This is a genomic window from Halobacillus sp. A1-3, from assembly GCF_050971765.1.
GTDB lineage: Bacteria > Bacillota > Bacilli > Bacillales > Halobacillaceae > Halobacillus > Halobacillus mangrovi_B.
Genome location: NZ_JBPCEO010000005.1, coordinates 53,152 through 70,414, shown reverse-complemented (window position 1 = coordinate 70,414; position 17,263 = coordinate 53,152). Strand labels below are relative to the sequence as shown.

Here is a 17,263-nt window from a genome sequence, read left to right as displayed (position 1 = left end):
GCTACAGCAGCTTGGGATACATGCATTGTCCATGAAATTGTTTCTTATGAAAAGTAGTCAAACAAAACACTTACACCACTAAATATTAAGAAGATGGCGATAAAGGTATGAATCCTGTTTGATAGATTTTTCAAGATCGTCCACCTCCAAATATTACCATTCATTTAAAGAATCCTTCCCCTATAAGTGGTCACTCAACCCTGCACAATAATAATAAATCAATAAAAAATACCGCCTTATAAGACGGTATTGTTATCTAATGAGCTATGTATGGTTTCACAAACAACTGCATTTTGTCCTTCCAGCTCTCAAAAGCTGGAATAACATTTTCAGTAAGCAGCTTTCGTTTTTCTTCGTTTGATTCAAAAACGAACCATTTCTTCAATAAATCAATGACCTCATGGTAATCTGCCACTAGCATGGACATCTCTACTTTATCTTCGAACCAAATAATCATTTGTTCGTGACGTACACTAAGCTGTTCAAAGGCAAGGAGCAGATCTTCAAATACTTGCTGGTCTTCATCTAAAGCTTCTTCTTTCAGGTTCTTCTCAAGGTATACCAGTGCTTCACTTACAGTATCCAGCACTTCATTATAATCCTTTAACATGTGATGCTGTTCTGCGGTTAGTTCTGACAAAAAATCACCTGCTACTTTTTATGGTCAAAAAACATCCCATCATAGCTTGAAACGTTCGAGTAGGGGTTTGTATAACGTTGTTGGCTAGATTTTTGCTTTTTGTTGTTCCGCATGTCCCTTTTCAAATCGGTTAGGAGAAATTCCAGTTTCTAATTGATTATCAAATCTAGCTTTTTCACCTTTTCAATCATAACTCTTTCCTCACCCTTAGTTGGCTTCGTTAATTCTCCCATAAGGAACTGTCGCTTATCAAGCAATACGTCTATTTGATCCACTAAATCAGCACGACTACTGTAAGGTTGAGAAGTGGCAGTACGCTTCAAAGGCCGTTTATCAGCTTCAAAACGACTGGTATTAGCTGGTTGAAACGGGAGGTCCTTTCAATCAGCTGGAGCAAATCGGAATTGAAAACTTCCAATTACCTTGATGGCGGAAAAATTATCATCACTGAATGTAAGCTGTAAGAGCCTTGAGTGAAGATCCAGACTCTGTTCATAAGCTCTTTGCCGGGGCACAAAAAAGTTCACCGCTCTGGGTGAACTTTTGCTGGGACTATTCTTCCGGCCAATGTAGCTTATGCTCTTCTACATTTGTAATATTATTTTCTCCATCTACAAAAACAACTTTTGGCTCTAAGCCGTCGATTTCCTCTTCTTCAAACATTCCCATGCTTAGGATAATGACGATGTCTCCTGGAGAGAAAAGGTGAGCGGGAGGTCCATTTAAACAAATCTTCCCGGATCCTTCTGGGGCAGGGAGTGCATACGTTTTCCAGCGAGTCGCATTCTTTAAGCTAGTGATTTGGACCATTTCATAGGGTTTAATATTCGCTTCTTTCATTAGTGTGGAATCGATGGTAATACTGCCAACGTAATCTAAATCAGCTTCGGTTACAGTGGCGCGATGAATTTTACCTTTACACATGAGTCGTTGCATAGTTAGAACCTCGCTTTAATGTTATTTTGGTAATTGATGGTTTCATCTGTCTTTCTCTTCAAAGAGATTTAACAGACTTTTCTGATACACCATCACTATATATTTTTTTGAAAACGGGTTCAACAGCTTTGCTTGATTGTTAGGAAGACGTAAAAAACACCCTTATGCGAGATGAGCGTCCTTGGTCTATGAATCTAGTACTCCATGAGGCATTTGATTGACTTTTGCAAGCATAGCTTGGGATGGGCAAGAGTAGAAGAATTCGTTTAGTTCATCATTTCTTTCGCCATATCTACGTTACGAACGAGATACTTACCTTTTCTAAAGGTTTATGAACTGTAACCTTAAGTCTTCCTTCCCGCTTCCTCTTTAAAAAGGAAAAGGTCGTACTCTCATAAAGATGGTTTTGTTACTTTTTAGCTAATTTATCTTTTCTATTATATTGGCAAGAACTTCTCAAACCAAAGGAAAAATTAACGAAAAAGCGTAAAAGCGTACACTTGGGGACAGCCTTCTTTTTTCAATAAACTTGCCGCATGCCTCAATGTTGAACCTGTCGTGTAAATATCATCGATTAGAATGACGGGGTCATGAATCACTTTAGTTAATCTAAAAGGATTCGTCGATTGGATTCGTGCGGAGCGGTGTTTCTTTGATTGTTTTTGGGTTCCCATTCTTGTTAGTAGTTGATGAGACTCTCTTTGTAAAAGTTGAATGATGGCTTCCGATTGATTGAATCCCCTTTCGTGTAGTCTAGTCTCGCTAAGGGGAATCACTATAAGTGGAATTGGCTCTGGATAATGCAGCGTGAAGGTTTTTAAAATGTCCTTTTGATAAGCTTCCATCAATACATAGTCTCCGCGGTACTTCCAGCGCGCGACCACCTCTTTCGAAAAATCATTGTAGCGAAAGACAGAAACGTTTTTTTCCAGTACACCTTCGTGGCTCTCTTCCCATCTCTCACAGTCATAGCAAACACCTATGGAATCTGTTCGGAAACACCTAGGACATCCAGGCTTTGTGATTCGTTCCATACGGTGTGAGCAATCTGAACAAAGTTTGTCTTTCTCAGGAAGCTGCAAAAAGATTTCCCATGTAACTTGAGGCTCGATGGTGTTAAGACAGACAAGGCATTTCATGAGTTTGCCCCTAACCGATTCATTTCTATAATTGCGTCTTTGGCATCAAGCATCGCGTTTGTTTTCCCTATATGAAAAAAGAACACATCACCCCTGGGGTCATCAGGACTGCGTCCGGCTCTGCCAGAAATTTGGACGAGCGCAGGCTCATCGAACACATCGTGTCCAGCGTCCATCACGTAAACATCGACAGACGGAAAAGTTACTCCGCGCTCTAAAATTGTGGTAGTAACGAGGATATCATACTCTTTGGCGCGAAAAGCAGACACTTTTTCTGCTCTTAAAGGGTCTTCCGCATGGACATACGCCACATGAAGAGAAAAGGATTTTAAATAAGAGGAGATCTTCTCAGCCTGTTGCTTTGTAGGGAGAAAGATTAGCAGTTGCCGATAGGAGTTTTGTTGATGGCGGATCCTTTCCAGTATAGACCCGGGGAGTTTACTTCGTTTTAAATGTCGATGGAGTGCAGGAGTTAGTTTAAATTGCGGAACCGGGAGGGGATAACCATGAAAACGCTTCGGGATAAATACAGCAGGCAAAGACTTTGATCTAATTCGCTTTTTCTGAGTTTTTCTTGGCGTAGCGGTCAAGTAGATGAGTGCAGCGTTTTCTTTAGCCGCTCTAGCTGCTGCATAATGGAGAGAAGGATCATTATGAAACGGAAAAGCATCAATTTCATCAATGATTATCAAATCAAAAGCCCGGGCAAAGCGATAGAGCTGATGAGTGGTGGCAATGACAAAAGAAGCATCCCCCTTTTTGTCTTCACTTGTACCATACAAGCCCGCGATTTTGACATCCGGAAAAGCTTGACGAAATCTGGGCAGCAGTTCCCTTACCACATCCGTGCGCGGTGTGGCCAGGCATAAACGTTTCCCCGTTATTAAAGCTTCTGTTATACCGGGGAACAGCATTTCTGTTTTACCTGCTCCGCAAACTGCCCAGATCAGCTTTTCCCCATTACCTTTTTGAATTAACTGCTTGAGCTCATGTGACGCACGTCTTTGATGAACCGTGAGTGTACCCTCCCAAGAGCAAGGCTCATGGTAGTGCGGCCACTCTACCTGCGGACTGCCGTAGTAAAGCGGCTCGCATTCAATGACTCGCCCCATCTGGATGCACGACCGACAATAGATACACTTCTTCTGACATGAGGAATGAGGCATCTCAGCAAAGTAATCTCTTTTTTGGTTACCACAGCGGCGACACCGATAACCCCATACGTGTTTTTCTATGGAAGGAATGGTTGTCAAAGCGGATTGATCTACTAATGAAGTGATTTCTTTTTCACTAAAAGGAAGTTCATGTTTAAGTAGAAGTTTGCCTGCTAGTTGAAGGGTAGTGTGAGGAGGAGTTTCTAGAGGAATCCAGGAGTAGTCTTTAGAAAAATAATTGCGGAGAGCTTTTATCATATTTTCACCTGCTTTTACAAAATAAGCGCCTGGTTGAGTCTCGCAAACAGGCGCTTACAGCTAAGACTTACGGTACCAGCCTAACCCGATTGCTCCTTCCCCAAGGTGGGTGCCGATGACAGGTCCAAAATAACTGAGTTCTATGTCTACATGATCAAACTTGGATTCTAATTCTTCTTTTAATTCTTTCGCTTCATTATGCTGATTGGCATGAATTAGGCAGGCCTTATACTGGCCGCCATCTTGAATAGATTCTTCAAAGAGGCTCATGATTCGTTTTAACGCCTTTTTCCGAGTGCGGATTTTTTCATAAGGAACGATCTTTGTATCAACAAAATGCAGGACAGGCTTCACTTGTAGCAAGCTTCCAATGAATGCCTGCGCTCCGTTCAATCGTCCACCTCGTTGAAGATGACTTAGATCATCAACCATGAAATAAGCATTCATGGTTTGCTTCATTTCATTAAGGCGAGCAATAATCTGATCTGGCGTTGCTCCGTTGTTTGCAAGTTCAGCTGCCTCCAGGGCGTAAAAACCTTGCATCAGACAGCTGATTTCAGAGTCATAGACATGGACATCGATCTCTTCCACCATTTCACTAGCTGTCACCATTGCCTGAAATGTTCCACTAATCCCACTGGATAAGTGAATGGCAATAACCGCATCATAATCGTCAGCAAGCTCTTCCAGCTTTTTCGTCATTGAACCGATTGATGGCTGTGACGTCTTAGGAAGCTCACAGCCTTCTTTTACCATATCGTAAAAATCTTCTGCACTTATATCAATTTCTTCCTGATAGGATTCATGACCAAAAATGACGTTCAACGGGACCATATGTATGTGATTAGCTTTTCGAACATCTCGAGGTATGTAAGCCGTACTGTCGGTTAGCACCGCTGTTTTCATTTGAGCCAACTCCTTATTTCACTAAGTTTGTTATCGTTTTATGTAGAGTTTATCTCACTTAAATCTCTTTCTATCATTCTACATGAACCTCTTGCAGTTTGCACCAAAAAACTGGAACCAGTGAACATTCGATTTTACCATTTACTGGATGACCTGAGGACGAAAATAGATGAGATGGTGCAGTTAGAAAGCTCCAAATAAATAGACTACCTTCTGAGGTATATATAAATACACCTCAGACGATAGCCTTCGTTTGGTTAATTACGATTAGATGACCTCAACCCAGCCATTCTTAATTGCTGTAACAACGGCCTGTGTGCGATCGTTAACGTTCATTTTCTGTAAGATGTTGCTCACGTGGTTTTTAACTGTCTTTTCACTGATGTAAAGGGATTCAGCTACTCCGCGGTTACTGTTTCCGTCAGCTAGAAGCTGAAGTACTTCACATTCACGGCGAGTCAGCAAATGCAAAGGCTTACGATATTCAATCGTGCGGTAAGCGCTGCTTCCTTTATTTTCTGCAAGGCGTCGATATTCAGCCACTAAGTTATGAGTTACTTTCGGGTGAAGATAGGATCCGCCATCACTGACTACTTTGATAGCGTCGATCAATGCATCAGAATCCATTTCCTTCAGCAAGTACCCTTGAGCACCCGTCTTCAGTGCATGGGTCACATAGTTTTCATCATCATGAATAGATAGGATGATCACTTTCATGTCAGGATATTTTTTCGTAATTTCAGCAGTAGCTTCTACACCGTTCATGCTTGGCATATTGATATCCATTAACACAACATCTGGTGTGTGCTCTTCAATCAGGTTCAATGCCGCGCTACCATCGTCTCCTTCAGCTACTACTTCAAAACTAGATTCAAAGTCTAAGATTCTTTTTACGCCTTCACGGAATAATTTATGGTCATCAATCAGGACTATTCTGGTCGTCATGATCTTTTCCTCCTATTTCCTTGCAAATAATGGATTTTCTTACGGTCCCCTATCCTATATCAGATCTCTATATATCTCTAATTTTATCTTTTTTTATATTACCCTAATCCTATTTTTTATTATAAACGATTCATGCCATTTTACATAGTTATTCTTTAAATCAACTATTTATTGGCAAATAAATCGTGACGATGGTCCCTTCACCAGGGCTGGAATCGATCGTAAGTTCTCCTTCTAGCATATCTACACGTTCATGCATGCCGACTAAGCCAAAAGATTTATCTTTTTTTACAGAAGGATCAAAACCATCCCCATCATCTTTTACTATAATCGTTACGGATTCATGATTCATTTCCATTTTCACATGAATGGTCGAAGCGTTTGCATGTTTAATTGCATTTTGCACGGCTTCTTGAATCAACCGGAAGAGAGCAACTTCATATTTGGATTCTAATCTTCTCTCTTTTCCAAAGGAAGTGTACGTAACCTCCAAACCGTTATATTCTTCCACCGTAGCCAGGTATTTTTTCAATGTCGGAATAAGTCCGAGGTCGTCCATTGCCATAGGCCTTAGATCATAGATGATCCTGCGCACTTCATACAAGGCAGAACGCACCATTTTTCTAACATTTTTCATTTCTTGTAAAGCTTCCTCCACGCCCCGCTCTCGATAAGTACGATCGACGAGGTCGGATCTTAGCACGACATTGGCAAGCATTTGCGCCGGTCCATCATGGATTTCTCTTGAAAGACGCCGTCTTTCTTCTTCCTGTGCTTCAATAATTTGTAAACCGAATTTTTGTTTTTCTTTCGCATCCTCTAGCGCATCGGTTACGTGCTTGAAGTCTTCTTGTAAATAGTTGAGTACGACAGAGATCTTACCTCCGAGCGCTTCCGCTCGATGAATGGTATCATCTAGGTTCTTCAACCGTAGTTCAAGATCATCTCGACGTTCTCGCAGTTGCTTTTCTTTTTCTTGCTTCATGGACAAATCCATTTGCAACCCATGTGTCTGTTCATAAACTTTTCTAATTTCATCTTCTGAATATTTCTGGAACTGCTTACTGACCTCTGATAAGCGCACGCGGGACAAGCGCACTCTTTGTTCGAGCTTATCCCCCTCCTCAATTAATGTAAGGACCTGCTGCTTCGTCTCTATTAGTTCTTTATTTAATTTCTCGTATTCAGTACGGGACTCTTCACCAATGGCAAAAATTTCATCTCTGCTGTTTGTAACTGTATCGATCATTTCACCGATGATGAAATCTAAAGTCTTATCCCGTAGTTTCTTTTCACTCATCATAGTCCCTCCATCAATATTCACACACACTCATTCGTTCGACCTAAGTCAATTTGTGGGGGTTTTTTATCACAAAAAAAGTATGCGATTTATTATTTTGATAAAAGCTGCCTATATTTGCCGAAATTGGCCCCCGCTTATATAATGAATGATTAGGAGGTTCAACTCATTATGCTAGAAAATTATTATACAGTAAAACCTGAAGGATCAGAAGAAGTGACTATACAGAAATCTCGGTTTATCGGCTATATCAAACGGTGTGAAACAGAAGAACAGGCGCAAGCTTTTATACAGGAAATCAAAAAGAAGCACCATGATGCTACACACAACTGTTCCGCTTATATGATCGGGGAACACGACTTAATTCAAAAAGCCAATGATGACGGCGAACCGAGTGGCACAGCTGGTGTACCGATGCTCGAAGTGCTTAAAAGAAGAGGGCTGAAAGACACAGCCGTTGTTGTGACCCGTTATTTTGGTGGGATCAAACTTGGTGCTGGTGGATTAATTAGAGCTTATTCTGGAACAGCTTCAGCAGCCATTGACAAAACCGGGGTCGTCACACGTCAGCTTATGAACGAAATGAAAGTAACCATCGCGTATCACCTGCTTGGAAAACTGGAAAATGAAGTCCGTAACTCTCAATATGCTCTTCAAACGATTAATTACATGGAAAATGTGGAACTAATAATATATGTAGAAAGTGGTCAAGAGACAGCATTCAAAAACTGGATCACTGACCTTACAAGTAATCAAGCTACGATTACACAGGGAGGATCATCCTATGTGGAGTTTGATGTGACCCCTGAATAAAGGAGTAGTTCCCCACCATGAAACACAAAAAGCTCAAAATTTTCTTGTGGTCTTTGGCATTTGTATTCTTAATGGGTGTCGGTGCAGCTGCAGGTTATGCAGCTTACATCACTGACCAGATGAAACAAACAGCCGTTGACTCTCACCAAGAGCTTGATCGCGGCGAAAAGTCTGAGAAACGTAAAGAAGTCGTCAATCCCGAATATGACCATACTTCTGTGTTATTTGTAGGTATTGACGATAGTGAAAAACGATCTTCAAATTCGACCAGATCGGATGCCCTCGTACTCGCAACATTTAATGACGATGACAAGTCCATCAAAATGGTTAGCATCCCTCGAGACTCCTATACCTACATCCCAGAAATCGGCTACAAGGACAAAATCACTCACGCCCATGCCTTCGGAGGTATCGATGCCACTGTTGCAACTGTTGAGGGAATGTTTAACGTTCCTGTCGATTATTATGTCCGTTTGAACTTCAATTCTTTCATCGAAGTTGTCAATTCTATAGGCGGTATCACCTACAATGTTCCTTTTGATATAACAGAGCAGAACAGTGCAGACCAGGCTGGTGCCATTGAACTTGAAGAAGGATACCAAAGATTAAATGGAGAAGAAGCATTGGCCTTAGCAAGAACGAGAAAGTATGATAGTGATCTTGCACGCGGACAGAGACAGATGGATTTAATCCAGGAAATAGTCCGACAATCCATGACGACAAGTTCCATGAGTAATTTTAGTGAAATCCTCAATTCCATCAGCAATAATCTTAAGACGAATTTAACTTTTGACGAAATGATCTCCTTTAAAGATTATTTTCTAGAAAAACAAGGATTATCCTTTGAAAAAATGCAGCTTCAAGGTGAAGGAATGAGAAAAAATGGTGTATGGTATTATGACGTTTATGAAGACAGTTTACTTTCAACTAAAAGTGAACTCAGGACACATCTCAACCTTGAAAAACCAGACGATGATCAAGGGGTAAATACGTTTGCTGATGATGCCGATGATGAAGATGAAACGTGAAACCATAAAACGCGATTGGGCTTTTATAGGGTTCTTTCGCATTTTACTTTCCACGATTCGACGATATATTTCCCAGGTAATAAATAAGCTGCCATGCAGGTATCCTGCATGACAGCTTATATTTTTATCGTTTGCGATAATCTTTAATTAAATTAAGAATTGGTTTGTATTCTTTACCGATTAAGCCAGTCATTTCAACAATCAACTCAATCATGAGGATGAGGAGAGCAATGACAGCCAGGGCACCGAACATAGTAGCCTGTGAGAAAATAACTGCGGCTAAACTGAATAAGGCACTCACAGCATATATCATAAGCACTGTCTCAGGATGGCTATATCCTAGATTGATGAGGCAGTGATGTAAGTGAGATTTATCTGGTGCGGACAGCGGTTTCCGTTGGATGACCCTTCGCACAATTGCAAAAAGAGTATCCGAGATCGGAACACCAAGTATGATGACCGGAATAATAAATGAGAACAATGTAACATTTTTAAATCCTAGTAAAGAAAGAACACTGATCATAAAGCCTAAGAACAAGGCTCCTGTATCTCCCATGAAAATTTTTGCCGGGTAAAAGTTGTATAGGAGAAATCCTAATGTACTTCCTAGCATCATAAAGCCTGCAAAAACCACGAACACATTTCCCATCGTGATCGCCATTCCAGATATCGTTAACAGCGCAATGGCTGATACGCCTGCCGCAAGTCCGTCAAGCCCATCAATCAGGTTGATCGCGTTAGTAATCCCGACAATCCATAATATTGTAATCGGAATGCTCAAATATCCGAATTCTAATTGACCTCCAAAAGGTAAGTTAATGTATTCGACTTGAACACCGCCGATAACAACTACGATCGTAGCTAACAGTTGACCACCCAGCTTCATCTTCGCTGACAGTTCCTTCATATCATCCAGAATTCCTGTAATGATAATAATTGTGGCACCTATGAATACAGGCCAAGTGAATTTACTTTCAGGAAAGAAAAACAATAAGCCAATGGCGAAACTGAGAAATATGGCTAGTCCTCCTAGCCGCGGCATGACGACCTTATGCACTTTTCGATGATTCGGTTTATCGGTTGCTCCAATTTTAATCGCCATCTTCTTCACAAGCGGCGTAATTAAAACAGAAGCTATAAAGCAGAATAACAAGGCCTTATACTCCATAAAGACCCTCCTCAGGTTTATTATGTCCTCTCCACTTTGAAGTAAGCTACTATAATTTTTCCATCTCTTACTGAATAAATCCTGCTCTACTTCGAACAATAATCTTAAAAGATTATAGCACAACAAAGACGTCCGAGATATACATTTTTTCTTAATTATTTGTTAGCCCTTTTTTTACATTCATAAACACTTTAATCGTTTACCCGACAACATCTTTACCTTTGTTTTTCAGCTGTATTACTTGGACGGTTGGAGATGGCAGGAGTTTCAAAAAAAGTTAAGAACAGGAAAAAAGTCGTACGAATTTGCATCTCCCCAGACAATGGATCAAATGCTTACTTCTGGCTTTCAGTGCTTTCTCCAAAAACTTTTATACCTCTTCGTTTGTTGTTTAAAACTTAATGGGGTAATTTTTCGAGTTTTTCCCTACAAAAACTTACATTTCACCTTCCAATTTATGGAGTATAATCCTCTTCATAATAAGGTTTAGCCAGCAGGATTTAAGTCAATATAAACCTAGAGGCAGTCTGAGATATTATTTGCAAAGTTCTTATTTATTTCCTTACAATGTGTGCTATGTCATTTTTTCTAGGAGGATTTTCGAAATATGGTGAAAAGAGAACGTAAGAAACTGGAAAGGTCTCTGAAAGCTCATTGGGTTTGGGCCATCGCCTTCGGATCGGCCATTGGCTGGGGGGCCTTTGTTTTACCTACAGATTGGATCAGTCAAGCTGGCCCAATTGGCGTTGTCATAGGTATTTTGCTTGGTGCTGTTTTAATGATGATTATAGGTGTCAGCTATGGATTTCTGATTGAGAAATTTCCGGTAACAGGCGGGGAATTTGCTTATGCCTATATCGGATTCGGCAGGAAGTTCGCCTTTCTCGCTGGATGGTTTTTGACCCTGGGTTATATTTGTATTGTTGCTTTGAACGCATCCGCCCTTGCTTTACTCGCTAAATTTTTGTTTCCTGATTTCGTGAGAACAGGAAATTTATACACTGTAGCTGGTTATGAAGTTTCCATCATTCAAATTGCTATTGCCAGCATTGCTCTTATTATTTTCGCATTCTTGAATATCCGAGGAGCAAGTTTTTCGGGACGCACCCAGTTTATTTTCAGTATCATTTTAATTTTAGGTATTACCTTGTTGGCTGTTGGAGCAATATTTACTGACGGACCAAGTGTCGAGAATATCTCACCTGCTTTCCAACCTAATAAAACAGCAATCGCATCGATTTTATCTATCCTTGCTCTTGCGCCTTTCGCTTACGTAGGTTTTGATAATATCCCTCAGGCAGCTGAGGAGTTTACTTTTGATCCAAAGAAAGCTTTTGGTTTAATCATTTGGTCCTTGCTTGCAGCGGGATTGGCCTATAGTGCGATGATTTTGATCACAGCAAGCACGATGCCTTGGCAGGATCTTCTAGCACAGATCGAAGCGAATAATTCTGTATGGGGAACTGGAGATGCCATTGAAAGTTATATGGGACGTGCTGGTGTATTAATCATCGGGATTGCAGTATCCATGGGTATCTTTACTGGACTGAACGGATTCTACATTTCAGCAAGCCGCCTTACTTTTGCCATGGGCCGTGCGAGAATCCTGCCAAATATGTTTAGAGCATTACATTCCAAATACCACACTCCTTACGTTGGAATCCTATTTACGATGGCGATTTGTTTGATTGCTCCCTGGTTCGGCCGTGAAGCATTACTGTGGGTCGTGGACATGTCATCGACCGGTGTTGCAATTGCTTACTTTTTCTGTACAGCGACAGCTTATAAATTCTTCCGCTGGTCATCAAACAGTAAATCGAACGGAGCCTATGATGTCGTTGCACCAGGTAGAAAACTGTTATCACTGATCGGTATGATCAGTTCCATAGGTTTTCTTGTACTGTTGCTTTTCCCTGGGTCTCCGGCATCATTGGGCAGAGAATCCTATATCGCTCTTGGAATATGGATCTTGATTGGTATCGTGTTCTACCTCGTCAATGCGAAGCGTTACAATAGCATTGACCGTAAAGAAATGAATTATCTCATTTTAGAAAAAGAAGAAATATAAACAAGGAAGCTAGAACTAAACCCAAAAAAATCCCCGCTTATCGCGGGGATTTTCTCATTCTAAAAACCAAAATGATAACCAAAATACTTATTCCAAATAACATAGAGCCAATGATGAAACCGATCCTTAGCCTCATCAGCTTTATCTTTTTTAATGTGGATCTGAGCTAACACAGGGTCATGATCACTGGCACGGCCATCCACTTCTGAGAAATCGGCATTAATGTTAACTGTTTCTATCTTCGTTTGCTTTTTCAAATCTTTATTAACAAGAATATGATCCAATACTTGAGAGTTCCCTTGATAGATATACGTATAGCGTTCATCATGAGGAACTTCCTCGATCATATTAGCGAGAATATCTCCTTCCAGCGTTTCAATTGGAGCGGAGAATTCAAAATCGTTCAAATCCCCTAGGACGACGACATTCGCACCCTTCATTTCGCTTTCTACTTTTTGGACAAAGTTATTAATTACTTTCGCTTGTTCGATTCGCTGCTCTTCACTACCCAACTCGACAGGTTGAGAAGCTCCAAACAATCCATCGTCACCGCCTTTTGAATTGAAGTGATTAGCAACGATAACCACTTTCTCTCCATTGAATTCAAATTCAGCAGCTAAAGGTTTTCTTGAATCATAAAAAGCATCGTTTGTTGGATTAACACGACCTGGATTTAATGTGAGCCCCTCTTCATTCACATCAACAGCTGTTACTGCGTCTCCATCTGGTTTATCCGTAAGCGTTACACGCTCAGGGTTATAGATAAATCCAACGCGAATGTTTCCACCAGGCTGACCTCCGTCTGTTTTGTCTTGAGGAGCAATATCTGTAAATTCATAACGAGGTCCACCCGCTTCTACAATTGCATCAATCAGCGTCTGGTAACTTTCGCTTGCATCCACCGTTCCATCGTCTGTGGCTCCATTGTTATCCTGCATTTCGATTAGACCGACAACATCAGGAGTATTCAAGTTGTTAACAATAGAGTCAGCAATTTTCTCAACTTTTTCAGGATCTGTTTCTGCTGAGAAGTTTTCAACGTTGTAACTGGCAACCGTCAATTTTTGCTTAAGCCCTTTAAGCTTCGCGGATTCTCTTTCTGTTCCGCCATCATAGATCTGTGGAAATTCTCCTGCTACGCGGATTTTGTAGTTGCTGTAATCATAACTCACGACACCTGTAATGGATTCTTTAAAATAGTCACCCGTTTTCGCAGTTACATCAATGCCGTCTACATCCACAAGCATACGCTCAGGATTGTAATCTTCGGGAGAGATTAGTAACCCGCCGGCATCCGTGAACAATTGGTCTTCGCTTGCTTCTACATAAACAGGCAGTTCATCGTATTTAATCGGGCCCGTCACTTTTGCATCTGGAAGTTCAATGAACATGCCTTCAAGACTTTCATAAAAATCAATGCCATCTTCATTTGGATCAAAAGACTGTAAACCGTCGTTTTCGATAATTTCAGTGGGTGGTGTACGATCCTCACCGATGACTACTGGCTCAGGTATATCCTGACCTGATTCAGTTACTTCCACACTGGAGGCGGTAATTTGAGTTGTCAGAAGATCATCGGCATCAGAATAGCCGTCTTCCCTCCACTCTTTTACTTCACCGCTAACTGTAACTTGATCGCCAACGTTTACATCAGCGTTCCGTTTGTACACATAAATTCCCTCAGAAGTTTTTACATCATCATCAGGGTTTACGCTTTGCATGTAAAATCCGTTTGATCCGTCTAATTTGGTCACGACGCCTTCAACTTCTTCTACGACTTGACCTTCATAAGGGGACGTATGAGAAGCACCCTGAATATCGTGAATTTCTAATTCATCAAGAGGCTTTAAGGCTGTATAGTTGAAAGTCGCTACATCACTTACGTCTCCATTTTCTCGAACCGCCACCGCTTTAATGGTTGTATCTTCCTCAATAACAACCGGTTCTGTGAATTCTTTACTGTCAGCTGTAGGCTCTGAACCGTCTGTCGTATAATGAACCGTTGCCCCTGGCTCGGCTGTTTTCAAAGTAACCTCAGTTCCTTTTACAACTTCACCTGCAGATGGAGTTGCTGTTACAGCAAAAACTTTTTGAATGATGTCACTTTGAGAACGTGGAACTAGTTTATAATTTCCAAAACTGTAGTTCACAACACCTTTGATTTGTTCGTAAGTTTGCCCGACTTCTAGAAAGTCTTCATTTTCAGGGGTAATCACAAACGTTCCATTTTCACCCTGGGCTGTAAAATCGCCGTACTGATTTTTATCTGTAATTTCAACGGGGCCCACTTGTACGAACTCTGCTTCAATCTCTTCCCCTTTTTCAGCACTAAAATGGGCGGCGTTGACAACTTCAGGTACAGGAACACCTGCGTTTTCAGTTGTAACTTCAACTTGAGCTGAGGAAGTTTCAATCTGCTGCATGCCATAATAATCTCCCATTTTGCCTGTCGCTTTTACCTGATCCCCAATAGCTGCGGTAATACCAGGAGCACGAACAATCACACCTGCTGTATCGTCTTGTATGTAGAGGTTTGTTTGACCGCCCGCTTCAAAGGATGCTGTCGCGATTCCTTCCACCGTTACCGTTTCGCCTTCAGCCTGGCGTGCATCTGCAATGGATTGTACTTTTCCTGTTTCCGTCTCAGGTACGTCCGTATTGCCTAAATAATTGAATGTATCTTTAGCAAACTGATCCCATTGTTCCGAAAGATCAACCGCATCCATAGCGTCTGTATCGCCTGTCGCTACATCCAAATTTCGGAGCAATGTCACGTCTACAGCGAAATCTGCATCGTTTCCAATCTGTCCTAGAGAATCAACGATCTCACCGTCTTTTTTCAAAACTAATGCATCATTTCCGTTGAAATTCGCAACGTTATTGTTCACATCACTGACGGTCTGGATAGCTTCCTCAGCCTTCGAAACGGAAATAACAAACACTTCACCATCGGATAAAGTCCCTTCCATTTGATAAGAAGTGCTAGCGGTGGTATTCCCATTGCTGTAAAGTTCAACTGCGTATTGTGATAAATCCACACCTCCGCCTGTACCGTTATAAATCTCAATAGCTTTATTGTAGCTGGACCCTTCGACATATTCTGAGATTAATAAATTGGATGGCGTTTCAGCCTTAGCTACTTTAGGGAAAGGAGTAATAGCTGAACCGGCCACAAGCATCAAAATCAAGCACCAAATGACTGTTTTTTTCAAATGTGTTGCCTCCCTTACAAAATATGATAAATTCTTGCTCTAACTCTCAGTATATAAAATTCAGAATTGAGATTATATTTTATTTTTGTAAAAAAAGATAAATCATTCCAAAGAAAGGCGACTTTAGGCCCACTTGTAACAATCATATTACAGATCTTCCTACGTTTGATGGGTGTCGTATGGGTGTTTTCATATGTGTTAGAATATTAATTTGAGAGGTTAGTAAATTGAGGTGTTCATAATATGGGCAAACGTATAATACGTGTAAGAAGAAAAAATAAAAAGAAACGAAGAAGAAGAGTGGCGACACTCCTATTATTGCTTGCCATGCTAATTGGAGGCGGATTCTATTACGTCTCTCAAGTGTACACGGCATCCTTTCAGGACCTTGGGCGTGGCGATAAATCAGATTTAAGAGAAGAAGCCGTTGATATCGGGGATGAGCCAATATCCATCCTGCTTATGGGAATAGAAGATTACTCTACCAATGGTCAGGCTGGACGAGCAGACACGCAGATTGTCATGACCCTAGACCCTGAAACGAAAAAAATCACGATGACAAGTGTTCCCCGTGATACAAAAGTAGAGATCCCAGCATCTAAAGTTGGGGAAAATTATGCTGGGGAGCATAAAATCAATGCCGCTTACTCTCTCGGAGAAGTCTCTGGATATGGCGGTGAAAAACTGACTGTTGAAACCGTTGAAAATTACTTGAACATTCCGATCGATCGGTTCGCAACCGTAAACTTTGATGGATTCACTGAAATTGTTAATCTATTAGGCGGTGTAACGATCGATGTCAAAGAGCCATTCTGGGAGCGAAGCAGCCTTGACTGGTATAAAAAGATTGAATTTGAAGAAGGACCAATGAAAATGGATGGAGAGGAAGCTTTAGCTTTTGTTCGAATGAGGAAACGCGAAGCCAATCTCACTTACCCGAGGGATGAGCGTCAGCGTCAATTCATCCAAGCATCGATCGATGAAGCGATTTCCGCTGGTACACTTTTCAAAGCCGGAGATATTGCTGATATCCTTGGTAAAAATGTAAAAACCAATCTCTCACCACAAGAACTTTTTGCTATACAGAAGACATTTTCTTCTGAGAAAGCACAGACAGAAACGTTTAATATCGAAGGAGAAAATAAACGTTTGGAGGACGGACTCTATTATTTCGTCCCTGATGAGGAAAGTTTGACAAAAGTGAAAAATGACTTGAAGAATGCCCTTGGATTGAAAGCAAGTACAGGTGAAGACTCAAGCAGCAGTCAATATTCTTCTAGTGAGGAGCCGTCGCTAACTAACTGATCCTAACCACCGTTCTATTTAAGAGCGGTGGATTTTTTTGCACAAAAAAATCTTCCCATTTTGGGAAGATTCCTTTTGTTTGTTTCTCTCTGTCTTTATGAAACACTGCGAGTAAATACCAACACGCCATGCACCCTTTTGAATGTGTAAGGGCCTGGATACTCCAGAAAAGGCTTCACATCCGGATTTTTAATTCGGATTTTTGATATGGTTGGTTTTGTGTCCATAATTCGTTTAAATGTAGTTTCTGTTAATTGCCTTACAGGTTCAATAACGATCGTCTGATCCAACCGGACACTGTACCGTCCAAAGATCGACAACTCGTCCTGGTCCAAAAAAAGTCTCGTTATTTGTGCCAATCCACTTCATCCTTTCAACACTCTCTTTATTT

General features: G+C 41.0%; 15 protein-coding genes. 4 read left to right on the top strand and 11 right to left on the bottom strand.

What is annotated here, in order from left to right:
* Positions 1-256 precede the first annotated feature (256 nt).
* The 8 genes from ACRYKC_RS10350 to ACRYKC_RS10315 form a co-directional block, all read right to left on the bottom strand.
* Entirely contained in the window at positions 257-640 is a 384-nt protein-coding gene (locus ACRYKC_RS10350) for a DUF8042 domain-containing protein (protein WP_433806659.1), read from the bottom strand.
* 149 nt (positions 641-789) lie between these two features.
* On the bottom strand, positions 790-963 hold the full coding sequence (locus ACRYKC_RS10345; protein ID WP_433806658.1) for a hypothetical protein: 174 nt from the start codon (positions 961-963) through the stop codon (positions 790-792).
* A 229-nt stretch (positions 964-1,192) separates the two neighbouring features.
* Entirely contained in the window at positions 1,193-1,576 is a 384-nt protein-coding gene (gene panD / locus ACRYKC_RS10340; RefSeq protein WP_433806657.1) for an aspartate 1-decarboxylase, read from the bottom strand.
* A gap of 473 nt (positions 1,577-2,049) precedes the next feature.
* Positions 2,050-2,715 carry a ComFC family protein gene (locus tag ACRYKC_RS10335; protein WP_433806656.1) on the bottom strand — a complete coding sequence of 222 codons (666 nt, stop codon included), beginning with the start codon at positions 2,713-2,715 and terminating at the stop codon, positions 2,050-2,052.
* The gene (locus ACRYKC_RS10330) at positions 2,712-4,127 is read right to left on the bottom strand and encodes an ATP-dependent helicase ComFA (RefSeq protein WP_433806655.1); all 1,416 of its coding nucleotides are present in this window, start codon (positions 4,125-4,127) and stop codon (positions 2,712-2,714) included. Before ACRYKC_RS10330 ends, ACRYKC_RS10335 begins: the two co-directional genes overlap by 4 nt.
* Positions 4,128-4,187: 60 nt before the next feature.
* On the bottom strand, positions 4,188-5,033 hold the full coding sequence (locus tag ACRYKC_RS10325; protein ID WP_433806654.1) for a DegV family protein: 846 nt from the start codon (positions 5,031-5,033) through the stop codon (positions 4,188-4,190).
* A gap of 267 nt (positions 5,034-5,300) precedes the next feature.
* The gene (locus tag ACRYKC_RS10320) at positions 5,301-5,978 is read right to left on the bottom strand and encodes a response regulator (RefSeq protein ID WP_433806653.1); all 678 of its coding nucleotides are present in this window, start codon (positions 5,976-5,978) and stop codon (positions 5,301-5,303) included.
* 160 nt (positions 5,979-6,138) lie between these two features.
* The gene (locus tag ACRYKC_RS10315) at positions 6,139-7,278 is read right to left on the bottom strand and encodes a sensor histidine kinase (protein WP_433806652.1); all 1,140 of its coding nucleotides are present in this window, start codon (positions 7,276-7,278) and stop codon (positions 6,139-6,141) included.
* A gap of 171 nt (positions 7,279-7,449) precedes the next feature.
* Here ACRYKC_RS10315 and ACRYKC_RS10310 point away from each other — a divergent pair, with 171 nt between their 5' ends.
* Positions 7,450-8,091 carry a YigZ family protein gene (locus ACRYKC_RS10310; protein WP_433806651.1) on the top strand — a complete coding sequence of 214 codons (642 nt, stop codon included), beginning with the start codon at positions 7,450-7,452 and terminating at the stop codon, positions 8,089-8,091.
* A gap of 17 nt (positions 8,092-8,108) precedes the next feature.
* Complete coding sequence (locus tag ACRYKC_RS10305; RefSeq protein WP_433806650.1) at positions 8,109-9,119, top strand: LCP family protein; 1,011 nt, start codon at positions 8,109-8,111, stop codon at positions 9,117-9,119.
* A gap of 124 nt (positions 9,120-9,243) precedes the next feature.
* Here the strand turns inward: ACRYKC_RS10305 and ACRYKC_RS10300 are convergent, their stop codons facing one another.
* Entirely contained in the window at positions 9,244-10,287 is a 1,044-nt protein-coding gene (locus ACRYKC_RS10300; protein WP_433806649.1) for a glycosyltransferase family 4 protein, read from the bottom strand.
* A 607-nt stretch (positions 10,288-10,894) separates the two neighbouring features.
* Between ACRYKC_RS10300 and ACRYKC_RS10295 the strand changes: the two genes are divergently transcribed.
* On the top strand, positions 10,895-12,355 hold the full coding sequence (locus tag ACRYKC_RS10295) for an APC family permease (protein WP_433806648.1): 1,461 nt from the start codon (positions 10,895-10,897) through the stop codon (positions 12,353-12,355).
* Positions 12,356-12,414: 59 nt separating this feature from the next.
* On the opposite strand, the gene ACRYKC_RS10290 is transcribed toward ACRYKC_RS10295, so the two are convergent.
* Positions 12,415-15,567, bottom strand: a complete 3,153-nt coding sequence (locus ACRYKC_RS10290; protein ID WP_433806647.1) for a chitobiase/beta-hexosaminidase C-terminal domain-containing protein — start codon at positions 15,565-15,567, stop codon at positions 12,415-12,417.
* 243 nt (positions 15,568-15,810) lie between these two features.
* Here ACRYKC_RS10290 and ACRYKC_RS10285 point away from each other — a divergent pair, with 243 nt between their 5' ends.
* A complete protein-coding gene (locus ACRYKC_RS10285) occupies positions 15,811-16,872 on the top strand; it encodes an LCP family protein (protein ID WP_433806646.1) in 1,062 nt (353 codons plus the stop codon).
* 95 nt (positions 16,873-16,967) lie between these two features.
* Here ACRYKC_RS10285 and ACRYKC_RS10280 read toward each other — a convergent pair whose 3' ends face one another.
* Positions 16,968-17,231 carry a hypothetical protein gene (locus ACRYKC_RS10280; protein WP_433806645.1) on the bottom strand — a complete coding sequence of 88 codons (264 nt, stop codon included), beginning with the start codon at positions 17,229-17,231 and terminating at the stop codon, positions 16,968-16,970.
* Positions 17,232-17,263: the final 32 nt, after the last annotated feature.

Bases quoted from the DNA above. Each gene is read 5' to 3' on its own strand.
- panD (WP_433806657.1), bottom strand. From the start codon at position 1,576: ATGCAACGACTCATGTGTAAAGGTAAAATTCATCGCGCCACTGTAACC.
- ACRYKC_RS10335 (WP_433806656.1), bottom strand. From the start codon at position 2,715: ATGAAATGCCTTGTCTGTCTTAACACCATCGAGCCTCAAGTTACATGG.
- ACRYKC_RS10330 (WP_433806655.1), bottom strand. From the start codon at position 4,127: ATGATAAAAGCTCTCCGCAATTATTTTTCTAAAGACTACTCCTGGATT.
- ACRYKC_RS10325 (WP_433806654.1), bottom strand. From the start codon at position 5,033: ATGAAAACAGCGGTGCTAACCGACAGTACGGCTTACATACCTCGAGAT.
- ACRYKC_RS10320 (WP_433806653.1), bottom strand. From the start codon at position 5,978: ATGACGACCAGAATAGTCCTGATTGATGACCATAAATTATTCCGTGAA.
- ACRYKC_RS10315 (WP_433806652.1), bottom strand. From the start codon at position 7,278: ATGAGTGAAAAGAAACTACGGGATAAGACTTTAGATTTCATCATCGGT.
- ACRYKC_RS10310 (WP_433806651.1), top strand. From the start codon at position 7,450: ATGCTAGAAAATTATTATACAGTAAAACCTGAAGGATCAGAAGAAGTG.
- ACRYKC_RS10305 (WP_433806650.1), top strand. From the start codon at position 8,109: ATGAAACACAAAAAGCTCAAAATTTTCTTGTGGTCTTTGGCATTTGTA.
- ACRYKC_RS10300 (WP_433806649.1), bottom strand. From the start codon at position 10,287: ATGGAGTATAAGGCCTTGTTATTCTGCTTTATAGCTTCTGTTTTAATT.
- ACRYKC_RS10295 (WP_433806648.1), top strand. From the start codon at position 10,895: ATGGTGAAAAGAGAACGTAAGAAACTGGAAAGGTCTCTGAAAGCTCAT.
- ACRYKC_RS10285 (WP_433806646.1), top strand. From the start codon at position 15,811: ATGGGCAAACGTATAATACGTGTAAGAAGAAAAAATAAAAAGAAACGA.